Below are 15,134 nucleotides of genomic sequence, written 5' to 3'. Positions count from 1 at the left end.
GGAGAATAGCATGGCATTAGATTTTAACAAAATTGAAGAACCGGATGATTCGGTTTTTCCGGTAAAACTTGAAGATGATTCAAATCTCGATATGTATGGTGTATGGGTTAAAAAAAGACCCGAACATAAAGACAGTTATGAAAGTGTGTCGCCTATGGAAAATGACAATGCTGAGGATCCTTTTGAAAATGACATATTGGAATTTGATGACCATGATGTCATAAATTTAGATAATTCGGATGAGCCATTAGAGTTTGAAGAATTAACAACATTGAATAATTTTGAAACTACAGACAATGAAGATAACAACAAAACTGATGAACCTACTGAAGATTTAAGTATTACTTCTGAGGATGACATTTATGGAGATGAATTCGATATTTTTGATGAAGCTGATGCCGTAGTAATTGATGAAGAAGAAAAGGATGATTTCGATACCGATCTTGACGTAATGCCGAAAACACAAGAGGAAACAGTATCCGATATAAATGACTTTGAAACTCTTGATTTAGATGACTTCTTAAGCGATGCTGAAGCCCTTGAATCAACTGACGAAAATGAGGATAAAAACGAAGACGGAAGCCTTGAGCCCGATAACAATATAAAACTAGATCTTTCTTTTGACGAAGACTATTTGGAAACAAAGGAAAGCGATGCTATAGATTTTGAAGGAAACGAAAGCTTTGAAATAACCTCAGATGAGCCTGAGGCAGGTGAAAGCACAGCAGAAAAAGAAACTTCAGATATTGAAAATTTACCTGAAAGGAAAATCGACGATATTTCCGACTTTGATGAAATTTTAGACGAGCTCGAAGTTAATGATGAAAGTAATGCAGAAGACGTAGAAGAACTATCGGATGAAATTCCTCTTAATATTACCATAGATGAATACTCGGATATAAGCTCTATCGCAGGAAAAACTATGGGAACGGATGATGACTTGGAAGATGTCGAAATATTCAGCGACATTTCCGAATTTGAAGACGCCGAAGAATTTAAAGATACGGAAGAAGACAAAAAAGAGGATGACGGCTTGGTAATAGAAAGCACCATAATAGAAGCAGGTAATATAGACGAAATCCGAAAAGAAAATGAAAAAATTATGGCTGACTCTTCTTCTACGTCAGATATGGAAGAAAAAACACAAGAAGCTGAAGCAGCCGATGATTTTGACTCAATGTTGGACAGCATTATGGGAGAACCGGCGGAAAAGGAAAATACAGTTGAAAAAAACGGTAATATGTTTTTTGACGATATTGAAGCCCTTGAAAACGATCTTTTGGACTCCGGAAACCAAGAAATACCGGAAGAATTTACGGAAGATATTTCAATGATTCACTCGAGCAAAAAAAATGACGAGGTACAAACGGCGACAGAAAAATCCAATGTTCTTGCAAACGATAAGGCTACCGAAATCTTAACTCAAATTGCAAGCGAATTAGTAAACATCAAAAATGAACTTTCAAATATGAAATCTGAAATGGCCCAAACACAACAAAAATTGGAAGAGTCAAACATTTCATCATCTCAAGAAAATACTATCACCGACAGCATTTTAAGTGATGTAGCAGAGAGTGATAAAACAGGATTCTTTAATGATGATGACGGAGATGAAACAATAGCCCTTACAGGCGATGAGCTTAATAATATATTGATAACTGCCGATTTCACAGAAGAAAACACGGAAAAAGATTACGCAATTCCCGAAACATTGGATGAAATCGATGGAACTTTCCTCGATGATGATAATGTTGAGGAAGATACTAAGGATAAGCCCGAAGTTTTTGTCGACGAGGCCCTATTAAATTCTGTAGAACCTAAACATATAAATGATTTAACGGACGATATAAGCTATCTTGATGAAGATGTAAACCTAAGCATTGAAGATGAACCGGATGAAAAAATCGAGGAGATTGAAATTGAAGATTTCCTTTCTGACGATATACCTGAAGAACCGGCTTTAGAAGATCATGACTTGGAAGATTCCCCCGCTGATAACGACGGAATTCTTGATGACTTTGACATGAATATTACAGAGCTTGAACTGCCTGACGGACAAAGTATTCCGCTGGGAGATGAATATAGCGGTTTTGAAGCCATTACGGAAAATATTGAAGAAGTCCATGACGAGACTTCGGACTTTGAAGATGCGGTATTTTCACCGGAAGAACTTGATCAAGCCGCTAAAGATATTCCAAGGCTTGAGCTTGATGAGAGTGCAGCAGAAGAGCAAAAAGTAAAAACCGAAACCTTACCGATTCATTTAAAAGACGAGATCAAGTCTGTTCTAACATATATGGACCAGCTCTTGGAAAGCTTACCTGAAGAAAAAATTGAAGAGTTTGCAAAGTCGGAATACTTTGATACTTATAAAAGACTTTTTGATGAGCTGGGGATATCCTAATGGGATTGAGGCAGAAGGCGGAGACCGTAAGCATAAAAACTTATCGGTCTCCAAAAGTACCGACTGAAAGGCCTCATTCACCTTTTTTTGCTGCAAAAAACAATTTTCAAGCCCTGCTTAAAAATCTCCACATTGAAAAGGGCGGTTTTTTGATAAAAACTAATGAAGATTTTTATAACCTCTGTTTTGCTGCAGGTGTGGATATAACTACTTTTCATAGGTGCATGATACCTTCAAACATTATAGAAGGGTTTGAAGTTAAACAAAATAACAGATATTCTCTTACAAATAATGATTTAAGCTTGATAAAGAATTTCTTTTCTTCTCAGGAGTATATAAGCATTACCGATCTTATTTTATATCCGGTTGAAGAAAATAGGAGTTTTTTGTTTTTAATAAAATCACAAAAAGATGTTTATAGAGAAGCCTTTGATTTTGAAAAAGCAGATAAACTTGTAAGAGAATTCTTGCCCTACTATGCTCAATATAAACAGATTATAGAAACGGCAAGACCTGTATACCCTTTTCAGTATGGTACGGACACAATAATGCTTAAAATAAAATCGGCCTTAAACCTTAATAATACAGCCCATTTACTGACAATCTCGTTTTTACATGTTTTTACCGATAGGGTAACACTGCAAAGCGATTTAAATACTCTAGAACTTTATTATTCGATAATAAATAAAATTCTTAGCCTGATAGGAAAATCCAATATGGCAATGTTAGGTATGGATAATTATCTTTATACATCAATATTCTCATCAGAAACCATGCCTATGGATATTTATACACAAAAAATAACGGCAAGCTTATCCAAGATTTATGGAGAAGACATCTGCTCTAAAATCTTGATGGACTACACAGGAACCTCAAAAGATATAAACGAGATAAAAACTTTTTTTAAGGCCGTGATAAATGATAAAACAAGTTAAATTACACTCTTCATATAACCCGCAAAAAGAAGCTGAAAGATTTTCCGATATAATACAGGGAAATCCTAAAATTATCGTTATCACGGAACCAGGAGAATCCTATCTTGCGTCAGCTTTGCGTAAAAAATTTCCTAAAGCTAAATTGATAGCCATGAGGTACACGGACAATTATTTTTTGGAGTCGGATAAATTCTGGGACAAGGCTTGGAGACCGGCTTCAGGAAATCCGTCTTTTTTTTTGGTTAATAATATTCCGGATGAATTTTTATCGTCTACCTTGTTTTTGCCTTGGAAGCCGGCAGAAAATGTTTGGCCTGATTCGGCTACTTGGGTATGGAAGGAAATATCCGCAGCAGTAAAAATAATACAGAGCCTAATAGCGACAAGAAGTTTTTTTGGAAAAAGATGGCTTAAAAACATGGGCGATAACTTTATCTTTACCGAAAATCCCGTCAAGCTCGATTTTTTGGGTGAAAACAATATTGAAAATAAAGAGCATTCTTTTTTTGCAGGGGCAGGCCCCAGTTTAGATGAGGTCTTGGATAATTATTCTAACAATATAAACGGAATGTTTAACATGGCTGCTGCTTCAGCCCTGCCGGCAGTCTTAAGCCGAAATCGAAATATAAAGCTTGATCTATGTATATCGACTGACGGGGGATTTTGGGCGGCTAATCATTTAAAGTACTTAAAGGATGAAAAATTTAAAGAGACTGCCCTAGCCTTCCCATTGGAAGCAAAAATTCCTTATCATATTCTAAAAAACAATAATTGTCTTTTTTTAAGCTACGGCTCAAGCCTTGAAACTCTTTTTTTTACAAGTTTAGGTATTGCTCCAATTCCGGCAAAAAGAAACGGAACGGTGTCCGGCACGGCAATAGAACTTCTCTTAGACAAGACCGGGGGAAAAATCTTTATTGCAGGCTTGGATTTAAAGGAATCAAAGGGCTTTTCCCATTGTTCTCCCCATGAAAGTCAAATACAAAAAGAAATTAAAGCAAACCGCTTAGATCCGCTATCCAATTTTGCAGCTATATCTAATTTTGATCTGCGCTCCTTAAAAACTTACGAAAAATGGTTTAGCCGAATACCCGTACCGCGGGCTGAGAGGCTTTTTAGAATAGGAAAAAGCCTTCCGCCTTTAGGGAATATAAAATCAATAGCCGGGGAAGATTTTAAAGCTCAAGTAAGCGCTCAAGAAAACACAAATAAAAAAAATACTCAGGTAAGGCAAATAGAACACAAAACTCCTAAAGAAAAAAAAGCCCTGCTTTCCGAAATTTACCGAAATATAAAAGAGGAAATAAAAAACAAGACTTTTTTTGATAAAATAAAAATAAGTGCAAAGGAAAAAGAATTAAGCAGTCCTGAAAAAGAATTATGTGAATTTATTTCTTTTCAAAATTATATGACCTTTTTAAAAGAAAAAGATACTCCCAATGAAGCGGAAATTAAACTAAAACTTGAAGATGAAATAAGCTCCTTTTTAGAAAATCAAATTAGAAGGCTTAAACCATGAATTTTTTTGACAAGAATATAGAAGCATTAAAAAAAATAAATTTAAAACTTGCCGAAGATATTATAAATTCCGATGATAAGTCGGATTACTCTTCCGATAAGGAAAGCTCTAAAACAGGACTTGACCTTCCTTTACTAAAAAACGGCAAACTCCTTCATTCTAAATATGACCCATTAAAAGAAGCATCGAGATTTTTTACAGGAAACGAAAATTTTATTCTCTTTTGCGGATTGGGGGCAGGTATTCAAATAGAGTTTTTTTTAAATAATTTTGACTCAAAGTACTGTGCCGTAACCGAAGCAAGTTTTTCAAATTTTAAAAGCTTATTTAAAATAATAGACTTTTCCCATCTTATTCTAAATAAGAACCTATCTTTTTTACCGCCATTTGAATCTGAAAACTTTGAAAAAGAATTTATCAATAGCTATATTCCGGCCATACACGGCAATTTTGAGATAAAAATTTTAAGGCCTTGGGAAGACTTTTACAAGGAGAAAATTTCAAAATTCGAAAAGAAAATTCAAGCCTCATTAGAAAAAATACAGGCAGATGTTTCAACTCAGGCAGCCTTCGGTAAAATATGGATGCGGAATATTATGCAGAATTTAAAAACGGCTTCTCTAATAAGACCGTTTATTCCTAAAACGGATCCTAGTAAAAAAGCCTATATTTTGGGAGCCGGGCCAAGCCTTGAATCCGCCTTGGAAAATATAAAAAAATACAGGGACTCCATTGTTCTTTTTGCTTCAGATACGGCCTTTCCGGTTTTAATATCTGCCGGCATAGAAGCCGATTTTTTTGTTACGATGGACCCGCAAAATATTTCTTATGCCCATTGTTTTAAACCGTTTACAAAAAACACCGTAGGTATATTTGACCTTTGCTCAAACCCGATTCTTGCGAGGGAATTCTTAAAAAACGGCAACTCTTTTTTCTTTACAAAAAGCGCCCATCCCTTTGCTCAATATGCTTCCTTTTTCTCCCCCTTTCCTTATATGGAAACAGGAAGCGGAACTGTCGCCCTTGCGGCAAGATCGGCAGCCCTTTCCCTTGGATTTAAAGATTTGGAATTTTTCGGCTTGGACTTTGCTTATACAGACGGTAAGGCATATGCAGCAGGAACATATCTTTCAAAACAATTTGAAAAAAACTCTTTCAAAACTTCGCCTTTGGAAACAAAATTCTGTGACCTTATGTTTAGAACGGAAGTAAAAAAAATGCAAGAAAACGGAAAAATAACTTATACTACAGCTCTTTTAGACGGATATAAAGCTTTTTTTAAAACCGCAATCGGCCTTAACGCCTCTTCTCCTGTATGGAAAAAAGAAGACTTTTCAATCTTTCCATATGAGGAATTTATAAGTCATCTAAAAAAACAGGCTTGTAAAGATAAGAATATGCTAACAACGGCTCTTTTGCCTTATTTTACATATTTAAGTAAAAGATTATCTAAAAATATCTCGAATTTTGCCGATGTAGAACTTGTACTATCTCAAATTCTGGAGTATACTGTAAGTTAATGAAAAAGATGTATATTGGCATATATGCCGCAATAGCTTTATTGATTATAGTAGGAACATTTTCATGGTTTGTATATGGGATTATAAAGGATTCCGATACCGGTGCGGAGGAAGCCAAATCTACATTTGCTTATTTTGCAAAACAGATTATAATCTCATCCGAAAAGGAAAACTTTGCCCAAAGTGAATATAATCAAAGATTATATTCACTTGCCGAAGAGCTGGAAATCAAGGCCTTTGTTATTTCCAAACCTTCTAAAAGTATTGTAATTTCTTGGCCCAAGGATTCCAACCTAATAAGCTATGATGAAGGCGGTAGTTTGATTATAAAACCGGCCTCCTTATTTATAAAAAATCATAGCGGAAAAATAAATGTAAAAACAATGAAAAGTTATGATACCGAGCTTATATTGACAACCTCTATCCCAACATTAAAGCCGGCAGTAATCTATTTGAAAATCAGAAGTGCATTTTTTATAATATTAGCTGTAACAATTTTAACCGTAATCATAATTCTTTCTACAAGTCTTACTCATACTCAAGACAGAGTATATGCAGATATAAATAAAAGAGCCTTTGAGGACGATTTTAAAGACGATGGAGGCTTCTCCCCCAAAACATACGCTAAAGAAAATAAATATTATGAGCCTGAAGAGGAAGTCTATCCTCATGACTATACCGAAGCAAAAGAAGAAGATGAATCCCGTTTAAAACCAGTCGAAGATATTAAGAGCGGCAAAGATGAGGACATCTACGGCCTTGAAGATCTGGATAATTTAAAAATTACACAACAATTTCCTTATGAGGCAGGCAAAGAGACCGCTCTAAAGGAAGAAAAAGGCATTGCCTATGTAAGTTCTGATTCGGAAGAGTACAATGATGTTAAAACATCGTCTTTCGGCACTGTAAATGCAGAAGCCATAGAAAAAGTTCGAGGCCTTTATTCCCCTATTACAGGAATAAGCTGGCAGGAATATCTGCCTGAATATCTGGAATCGGAACTCCGAAGAGCTGCATCATCCGAACAGGACATAGCCTTAGTTATTATGAAGCTTAAGGATTTTACTCTCGAAAGTCTAATAGGAAAAAAGATTGCAGCCCTTTTGATCGATTTTATAAAATTTAGGGATATGATTTTTGAATTCGATGAAAACGGATTCGCAGCTATTCTTCAAGACACCAACTTAGATGAAGCTATGAAAAAAGCGGAGGAAATATACAAAGGAACTAAGAGTATATTAAATGAATATGATATCTCTGAACCGGTTTCGATAGGTATCACAACAAGAACCTCCCGTCTTATTTCTTCCGGAAGAATGATTGAAGAAGCTCAAGCAGCGGTAAACCGTGCCATAAATAATAATGAAGATCCAATAGTCGCCTTTAGGGTAAATCCTGAAAAATACAGGGAATTTATTTCGGATAATTAAGTCGGAATCAGGTACCTGTAACCAAAAATACAATTAAAACGAACTTAAAAAGTCTCAAATCATCAGTGCAAAATAGAAAAGTACATACGCTGGCTTTTTCAGAATATTTTAGAAATGTCACATAAATGTAAGGTTTATATGTTATGGTGTTCACCGGAAAGAAAAATTCTTATTATTTTTATTGTGAGGTTTTATGGAAATTATACGTATTGAAAATGTGTATAAGGCCTACGGTTCAGAGGATACACTGGTAAAAGCATTGGACAATGTTAGCCTTTCGGTAAACAAGGGCGAATTCGTTGCAATTGTCGGTTCTTCAGGGAGCGGCAAAAGTACCCTCCTTCATATTTTAGGAGGGGTGGATTCGCCCGATTCGGGGAAGATTTTTATTCAGGGTGAAGACATTTCACAGTACACGGAAGATGAGCTTGCTCTTTTCAGACGGCGGAAGGTCGGACTTGTCTATCAGTTTTATAATCTTATTCCGAACTTGTCGATTGAAAAAAACATAAGCTTACCGCTTATCCTCGATAAGCCGCTTATCTTCAATAAGCAAAAAATCGACAAGGATAAACTTATGAACCTTGCCGAAAAACTAGGCATAAAAAATAAGCTAAACAGTTTTCCGCATGAGCTTTCAGGCGGACAGCAGCAAAGAGCGGCAATTGCACGAAGCTTGATTTATGCTCCCGCCCTCCTTTTGGCGGACGAGCCTACCGGAAACCTTGATCGTAAAAACACCGACGAGATTATGAGCCTTCTTAAATATGCACATAAAACATACAATCAAACAATTTTGATGGTAACACATGACGAACGCCTTGCCCTTTCCGCTTCAAGGATTGTGGAATTGTCGGACGGTAAAATTGTAAAGGATGAAGCGGTATGAAAAAAATCGGTCTAAAAAAATACGATACGAAAAAAAACGGAGCCGTCCTCCTCGCCGTTACGATGACCGGCATATTTTTTTCACTATTTGTAAACATAGCTTTTTCTTCTTATACAAGCAGAATTGTTTCAATCAAAGAGCGCTTTCCTTACGATGCAGTTACGCGCAAAACCGTTACACGGGAAGTTCGCAGTCTTATTGCCGCCCATAAAAATGTCAAGGAAACGTACCTTATTCGTGATTTGATTTCGATTCAATATAGGGGCATTTTGTGTACGCTTGAAGAAGCGGAAGGCAGTATGCTTACCCGTGATGTTCTGATTGAAGGGAGCTTTCCGCAAAACAACACGGAACTGATTATTTCTTTGGAATTTAAAGAAAGGTTCGGCATTGCAACGGGCGATACATTGACTATAACCGCAGGAAAGCGCATTGTTAAGCTTAAGGGAGCCTCAGGGAAAACTGCCGCCGAAGACGGCAATGAACGGATTGTTCCTGCAGGTGAATATCCTGCACAAGATGAAGTGTTCCGCCCTGAAGAAGAACGCTCTTTTACGGTTACCGGTATTTTTAAAACCAACAGCGCATTTACGCCGGCAAATCCTGTTATTAAAACACGGGTTTTAGGTGATGCATTTCGGGACGGAAAAGCCGCAAACATAGCCCTTGTTTTTGCGAATAAGTGGAAGGGACATGACACAGTAAAAGACCTTGCCTCCTTAATTGAATCGGAAACTAAGGACTACCGTGATATCTTTTTTGTCAACGATATGCTGCTTTCCATGTACGGAGCCTTTGACCGCAAAGAAATTTCACTTAATCAAATTCTTACGGTAACGCTTTTTCCCCTTTATCTTGCCTTGGGGAGCGTTCTTGTCTTTGTGCTGATGCTTAAAAATATTTACAGCATTTGGGCATTTGATAAAATACGGATATTTGCAATGTATAAAAGTATCGGCTGCTCAAGAAGGCAGCTTGGAAAACTTGTGGTAAAAGAAGCATTGCGGCAAGCTCTGCCTGCCGCCCTTATCAGCCTTATTCCGGGTAACATACTTTCATATCTTATTATCGAATTTATAAAAAAGACTGTGGGAAGTGCTCCTTATAAAATAATTTCAGACTATCGGTTCAGCATAGTGGTGAACCTTATTACGGCAGCCTTTGTTTTTATTTGTGTTGCACTTTCTGCAAGTCTTCCCGCACGTAAGCTTTCCCGTATGGATATCATCGAAGCACTGAAAGGCGGCTTTGAGCTTAAAAAAGATAAACGGAGACGACAGGCGAAAAATTTTGAAGAGGAATTGCGCAAAAATAACTTTGTTGTTTTTAAAGCGAGCACCGCCCTCGTTACCTTTTCTTTTACCATCATTTTTTTTATTTTGCTTATGGGAACGGGACTTCACATAGAACATAATTATTGGCACAGCGAACGGTTGTACGATTTGCATCTTTTTTTGCGTACACATAGGACGGGCGTTCCCGAACCATTTCGGCGGGTGTCGGAACAATTAAACAAAAAGGATTATTTAATTTACACGCAAAAATATGCATTTATGTATCCCGAAGCGTTTTTGTCGGGCGAATTCAAAAAAAAGGGATTTTATAAAAAGGCGGAAGGGAAACTTTTTCAACGTGAAAACGGTAAGGCGGTTATCTCGGTATATTTTGCAGGCCTTTTGCCTGAAGATTTTAAAACCCTAACGGGACACAGCGACTACCGCGGTATTGTAGTGCTTAACTGTGTCCGAAAAAATCTTGAAGATGAGCTTTCCAAAGCTCAATATATTCCCTATTTTGACGAAAGCGTAAAAAGTCTTCCCATAACTCTTTACGGAATGGGCAATACCGAAGACGATATGCCGGAAAAAGAATTCACTGTTGAAAAATACATTAGGGAACTTCCTTCAGGCTTTTTATACGATAAAAACGTTATAGCAAGCGATTATGATTTGACCGTTTTTCTTCCGGCAGAAGAATTGGATCGTATTTTGAATGAAAATTTTACTCCGAAAAATGAATACGATTATACATTTACTCAGTATTTTATGAATATCCGCACCGAAAAACATAAAAACACGCAGCTTGCCGATGAAAACTATTATAACAATCTTTTAAAAAATTACATACAGGAAGAAGAGCGGTTTAGTGTTAACGGTGAAAAGTCGCGTGCGGTCAATAAATCGGCTTCCGATGCGTTATCTCTTTTATTATATGCGATTTGTGCCGTCTGCGTACTGATTACCCTTGCCACCGTATACGCAGCGGTAAATATGTTTTTTGCGCGCCGACGCCGCGAAATATTTTTGCTTAAATCATGCGGCATACGGAAATCGGAATTAAAGGCTCTCCTTATGCGCGACTACTTTTACTTTATGCTGCGTTCGGTGCTGTATGCCGTACCGCTTTGCGCAAGTTTAACGCTCTGGTACGGGACATTGAGCATTTCGTTTACATTTAAACGCTTTTTGCTTGGTATGAATTACCCGGCACTCACTGCCATTATCGCCCTCATTGCAGTTGCTGTCTACCTCTTTTTCCGCTTTGGAGCAAAACGCTTTCAAGGCATGAACATAGCGGAGGAAGTAAGGGGGTAAAATTTAAGTTTTATAAAATGTGAATTTAAATACGGCGCCGTTTTCGTTGTAGGCGCAAAGGGTGCCGTTGTTTTTTTCGGCAATTGATTTTGCGATATGTAAGCCTAAACCGAAACCATTGGAATCGGGAGTTTTATAAAAGCGGTTAAAGACAGAGTGCAGAGCTTCTTTTTGAATTCCTCTCCCGTCATCTTTAAAAACAATTTCCGTGTACAACGGCGTTTCGTTAAAAAAAACATTTACAGAGTTTCCTTTTGAAAGATAGTAGGCGGCATTTTTAAAAATGTTCATAAAAGCTTCGGTTATCCAGTAATAGTCGACACTTATAAGAGCATCGTTATGCTCAATATGAACGGCAATGCCTTTTTGTTCAAAAAGATTTTCACAAGCTTCATAGGCTTCCAAACAGGCTTCATAGGCGGAAAGAGGATTTCTTTTCATCCGCTTAGTTCCTGATTCAAGGCTTGCCGAATGGAGGAGCCTGTCGGTAAGTTCATTTAAACGGTACAGCGATTTTATGATCGAATTTACCGTCGCATTTAGCATTGAGGCATCCGTACAGGTACCCCGTTTCGGAGAATTATCGGCGGTAAGGCTTGAGTTTTCCAAAGAGAGGAGCATCGCCGTAATGGGTGTTTTTATTTGGTGAGCTATATCTTCCAGATTTTTTTGAAATTTAAGCTTTTCGGCTTGAGCATTTTCCCGTTCACAAAGAAGTTCGGTATAAAGTTTGTAGAGCTTATCATGAAGCAAAGTTCCGTTTTTAGTTATCAGTTTCCCTGCTCCCTTTTCCAGTGAATCAAGATAGGAAGATATGTTTTCTATTTCTTTTTTTTGCCGCCGCCTGTAAAAAAAACTTTCCAAAAGACAGGCACTTAAAACCAAAACAAAACCGGCACAAAGCATAAAATAAAAAAAGGAGTTGTCTTCCCGATAACCGAGTTTTTCAAGGATGTCGGTTTTTATGTTTCCCGTCTTTATATTTTGTAAGGCTTCAATTTTTTGTTCATCGGGAAGATACTGTAAGACGGCGGAAAGAGAGAGCGTATATTTTGTCTGATAACTTTTGTAAGCAAAAAAACTGAGAGCCGTCAAAAAGCAAAAATAGACGGCAAAGCGTATTTTTAAGCCGTACATGTTAGCCCTTCCACCTATATCCTATTCCTCTCACAGTTTCTATCCTTGAGCTGCCTATCTTGTTTTTGAGGCGGCTCATCGTAACGGTAAGAGTATTATCTTCAACAAAGACTTCGTCCTTGTCCCAAATGTGCTCCAAAATAAGGCCGCGGGTTAAAACCGTACTTGAATTATTTAAAAAAAGGTTCATTATTTGATATTCTTTTTTTGTCAACATAATTTCTTTATTGTCGATGAGGATTATTGGCTCTCCGTTTTTTAGTTTTAAATCAATATCTTGATTATTGTTCCGGCGTAAGATTGCATGTATCCGAGCCTTTAATACATTGAGACTAAAAGGCTTTGTTACATAATCACAAGCCCCATCTTCCAAAGCTTTGACAATGGTTTGCTCATCATCTTGAACGGAAATAACTATACAAGCCGATTTTATTTTGCAAATAAGCGGTAAAGATGATTCTCCGCCAAGATTCAAATCGAGGAGTACAATATCGTAATCAAGATAAGGTAGAGCTTCTTTTATCGAGGAGGCTTCCTCAATATCGAAATCCGCCTTAAAAAAGGTTTTTATTTCTTTGCGTATCTGTTCATCGTCTTCAACTATAAGAAAGGTCATATAAATCATCAAGAGCTAACGGTAGATATTCAATTTTATACATTATTCACTAATAAGCTTTTGAATGTCTTCAAATATATTCATAGCAAACCTCTCATACTTAATTTATCATAATTATGATAAAATTTCAATAACTGCGTCTTTCATGCAGAAACAGGTTGCTTATATTCAATTATTGCAATCTCTTGACCTAAAGAAAAACAGGTTTCAGCCCTAGCATATACATCTTCTGCGGTTTTTTCATCAAGATAATATTCTCCGCAATCATCACAAATATTAGCCGGAACATTGCGAAAAATTACAGTTGCATTTTTCCGCGTAAGAACAACCTGAGTATATCCTTCCCTAGTCTTTCCAAATTTACAAATCTGACACTTCATTTATTATCTCCTTTTAGTAAAACCTTCAGACCATAACTTTGTATCCGGTTCATAGGCCGTAATTATATATTCCTTATCTTCATCAGCATCGTAAGCCGCAACAACATGAATAGGACGATTTTCACAAAATCCAAGAATCAGCCGACTTGGATAAGGTTTATCATTTGGATATTCCTGTATGATAGTTCCTGTTTCAACAATAGATCTTATGACAACAGGAGAAAGTCCTCGCTCTGTCATTCTCTTAAAAACATGTCCCGAAAAGAAATATTCCACCTAAAACACCGTCCAAATTTAATTCACTATGAGAATATTTTATCACATCTACACAAAAAAATCAATCTTTACTCATTTTTAACCAGCTCGCCCCTCTCTTCAAGTTCAGTTAAGATGTTAGCATAGGTTTTTTCGTCGATTTTATAGCGGAGGCGGTATAGGATGTAGCTGCCGACTATACAAAAAAGAGGAAAGACGAGCATGGCTGTCTTCATCATTAAAAGGCCTTCCTTTGTAACCTCGGCAGCGGATGAGGCTTCTTTGATTCCTGAAATGATGACGACTGCGCTTACTATGCCGTTTCCGATAGCTCCTGAAAGTTTATTGATAAAGGGCTGAATCGAAAACGAAATGCTGTCATTCCTTTTGCCCAATTTCCAATGGCCGTAGTCAACACAGTCGGCAAGGAACATGAGCATCATAAGCTGAATAAAGGCCTGACCCACAAAGAGAAAAACTCCCGAAATACCGATAAAAAGCATGGTATTTGTAGGAGCAAAAAAGAAGATGGTGTAGCCGGCCAAAACCATTATTGTCGAAGCCGTATAAATTTTTTGTCTTACAAAAAATTTACTTAAAACCGGAAAAATAATCAGGGCCGAAATTTGGGAAAGACCCAGGATAATCGCAAAAACTGAATACATGCCTTCATCACCATAGGCATACTTAAAAAAGTAAAGGCCAAAGCCCGTCGTGGTCATATAGCCTATCATAAAAAGAGTCATGGCTATAGCAGTTAAAAGGAGCTGGTCATTTTTTACTATAACGCTCAAGAGCTCTTTAAGGGATGTATGTTTTTGTGGCTTTGTTATTTTAGGTTCTTTTACGCCGATTAAGGTTATAATTTGACCGAGCCACATAATTAGGGTAACCATAATTGCAAAGAAAAAATAACCCTTTGCAAGGCTTCCCGTTTTATTACCCCATGCGGTTGTAATGGGAACTATGCCGGCAACAACAAAGAAAAGCCCCACATTTGCGCAAATACGGGCAATAGATCCTATTTTTTCTCTTTCTTTTTGATCCACACTTAAAGAAGGAAGCATTGACCAATAGCTTATATCGTTTGTGGTAAAAGCGACACCCCATAAAAGATAGATAATGCCGAAGAAGGCTGCATAGGCACCTCCCTTAATCCCAAAATCCGTAAAAAGAAGGATCGTAAAAATCCCTGAGGTCAAGGCTCCGAAGGCTATCCAAGGCTTAAATTTTCCGTACTTGGTTTTGGTGTTATCGACTATCAGACCCATAATCGGATCGTTACATGCATCAAAAATGCGGGCTGCAAGAACAATAACCGTAATACTCCACAATACATTTGTAGGAACATAAATTACATCGGTCATGTAAAAAATAAGGTACATGCTTATCAAAGAGTACACCATATCTCGGCCTATAGTTCCAAGGCCGAAAGTCCATCTGTTTTGTTTCATT

Annotated in this window: 12 protein-coding genes; 7 read left to right on the top strand and 5 right to left on the bottom strand. The window is 37.2% G+C overall.

Features of this window, described 5'->3' with window-relative positions; genetic code table 11:
* The first annotated feature begins 10 nt into the window (after positions 1–10).
* The 7 genes from E4N80_RS04065 (at position 11) to E4N80_RS04035 (ending at position 11,291) form a co-directional block, all read left to right on the top strand.
* The gene (locus E4N80_RS04065; RefSeq protein WP_253700603.1) at positions 11–2,404 is read left to right on the top strand and encodes a midas domain-containing protein; all 2,394 of its coding nucleotides are present in this window, start codon (positions 11–13) and stop codon (positions 2,402–2,404) included.
* Entirely contained in the window at positions 2,404–3,339 is a 936-nt protein-coding gene (locus E4N80_RS04060) for a hypothetical protein (RefSeq protein ID WP_253700602.1), read from the top strand. Before E4N80_RS04065 ends, E4N80_RS04060 begins: the two co-directional genes overlap by 1 nt.
* Positions 3,323–4,858 carry a 6-hydroxymethylpterin diphosphokinase MptE-like protein gene (locus E4N80_RS04055; protein WP_253700601.1) on the top strand — a complete coding sequence of 512 codons (1,536 nt, stop codon included), beginning with the start codon at positions 3,323–3,325 and terminating at the stop codon, positions 4,856–4,858. The genes E4N80_RS04060 and E4N80_RS04055 overlap by 17 nt, the downstream gene beginning before the upstream one ends.
* Positions 4,855–6,378 (top strand): motility associated factor glycosyltransferase family protein, encoded by a 1,524-nt coding sequence (locus tag E4N80_RS04050; protein WP_253700600.1) that lies wholly within the window; start codon positions 4,855–4,857, stop codon positions 6,376–6,378. The genes E4N80_RS04055 and E4N80_RS04050 overlap by 4 nt, the downstream gene beginning before the upstream one ends.
* Positions 6,378–7,808: a diguanylate cyclase domain-containing protein gene (locus E4N80_RS04045; RefSeq protein WP_253700599.1), complete on the top strand. Its 1,431-nt coding sequence runs from the start codon at positions 6,378–6,380 to the stop codon at positions 7,806–7,808. Before E4N80_RS04050 ends, E4N80_RS04045 begins: the two co-directional genes overlap by 1 nt.
* A gap of 193 nt (positions 7,809–8,001) precedes the next feature.
* The gene (locus E4N80_RS04040; RefSeq protein WP_253700598.1) at positions 8,002–8,697 is read left to right on the top strand and encodes an ABC transporter ATP-binding protein; all 696 of its coding nucleotides are present in this window, start codon (positions 8,002–8,004) and stop codon (positions 8,695–8,697) included.
* Positions 8,694–11,291 carry an ABC transporter permease gene (locus E4N80_RS04035; RefSeq protein WP_253700597.1) on the top strand — a complete coding sequence of 866 codons (2,598 nt, stop codon included), beginning with the start codon at positions 8,694–8,696 and terminating at the stop codon, positions 11,289–11,291. The genes E4N80_RS04040 and E4N80_RS04035 overlap by 4 nt, the downstream gene beginning before the upstream one ends.
* A gap of 3 nt (positions 11,292–11,294) precedes the next feature.
* On the opposite strand, the gene E4N80_RS04030 is transcribed toward E4N80_RS04035, so the two are convergent.
* The 5 genes from E4N80_RS04030 to E4N80_RS04010 form a co-directional block, all read right to left on the bottom strand.
* Positions 11,295–12,428 (bottom strand): sensor histidine kinase, encoded by a 1,134-nt coding sequence (locus tag E4N80_RS04030; protein WP_253700596.1) that lies wholly within the window; start codon positions 12,426–12,428, stop codon positions 11,295–11,297.
* 1 nt (position 12,429) lies between these two features.
* Positions 12,430–13,044 carry a response regulator transcription factor gene (locus E4N80_RS04025; RefSeq protein ID WP_253700595.1) on the bottom strand — a complete coding sequence of 205 codons (615 nt, stop codon included), beginning with the start codon at positions 13,042–13,044 and terminating at the stop codon, positions 12,430–12,432.
* A 143-nt stretch (positions 13,045–13,187) separates the two neighbouring features.
* A complete protein-coding gene (locus tag E4N80_RS04020; protein WP_002689351.1) occupies positions 13,188–13,424 on the bottom strand; it encodes a type II toxin-antitoxin system MqsA family antitoxin in 237 nt (78 codons plus the stop codon).
* 3 nt (positions 13,425–13,427) lie between these two features.
* Entirely contained in the window at positions 13,428–13,700 is a 273-nt protein-coding gene (locus E4N80_RS04015) for a DUF4258 domain-containing protein (RefSeq protein WP_301338732.1), read from the bottom strand.
* 68 nt (positions 13,701–13,768) lie between these two features.
* Positions 13,769–15,133, bottom strand: coding sequence for a glycoside-pentoside-hexuronide (GPH):cation symporter (locus E4N80_RS04010; protein ID WP_253700593.1), 1,365 nt, complete (start codon positions 15,131–15,133; stop codon positions 13,769–13,771).
* Position 15,134 lies beyond the last annotated feature (1 nt).

The organism is Treponema denticola (assembly GCF_024181605.1).
GTDB classification, from domain to species: Bacteria; Spirochaetota; Spirochaetia; order Treponematales; family Treponemataceae; genus Treponema_B; species Treponema_B denticola_B.
The sequence above is the reverse complement of the archived record's forward strand: the minus strand, read 5'-3'. Positions and strand labels throughout refer to the sequence as shown.

Bases quoted from the DNA above. Each gene is read 5' to 3' on its own strand.
- E4N80_RS04065 (WP_253700603.1), top strand. From the start codon at position 11: ATGGCATTAGATTTTAACAAAATTGAAGAACCGGATGATTCGGTTTTT.
- E4N80_RS04060 (WP_253700602.1), top strand. From the start codon at position 2,404: ATGGGATTGAGGCAGAAGGCGGAGACCGTAAGCATAAAAACTTATCGG.
- E4N80_RS04055 (WP_253700601.1), top strand. From the start codon at position 3,323: ATGATAAAACAAGTTAAATTACACTCTTCATATAACCCGCAAAAAGAA.
- E4N80_RS04050 (WP_253700600.1), top strand. From the start codon at position 4,855: ATGAATTTTTTTGACAAGAATATAGAAGCATTAAAAAAAATAAATTTA.
- E4N80_RS04045 (WP_253700599.1), top strand. From the start codon at position 6,378: ATGAAAAAGATGTATATTGGCATATATGCCGCAATAGCTTTATTGATT.
- E4N80_RS04040 (WP_253700598.1), top strand. From the start codon at position 8,002: ATGGAAATTATACGTATTGAAAATGTGTATAAGGCCTACGGTTCAGAG.
- E4N80_RS04035 (WP_253700597.1), top strand. From the start codon at position 8,694: ATGAAAAAAATCGGTCTAAAAAAATACGATACGAAAAAAAACGGAGCC.
- E4N80_RS04030 (WP_253700596.1), bottom strand. From the start codon at position 12,428: ATGTACGGCTTAAAAATACGCTTTGCCGTCTATTTTTGCTTTTTGACG.
- E4N80_RS04025 (WP_253700595.1), bottom strand. From the start codon at position 13,044: ATGACCTTTCTTATAGTTGAAGACGATGAACAGATACGCAAAGAAATA.
- E4N80_RS04020 (WP_002689351.1), bottom strand. From the start codon at position 13,424: ATGAAGTGTCAGATTTGTAAATTTGGAAAGACTAGGGAAGGATATACT.
- E4N80_RS04010 (WP_253700593.1), bottom strand. From the start codon at position 15,133: ATGAAACAAAACAGATGGACTTTCGGCCTTGGAACTATAGGCCGAGAT.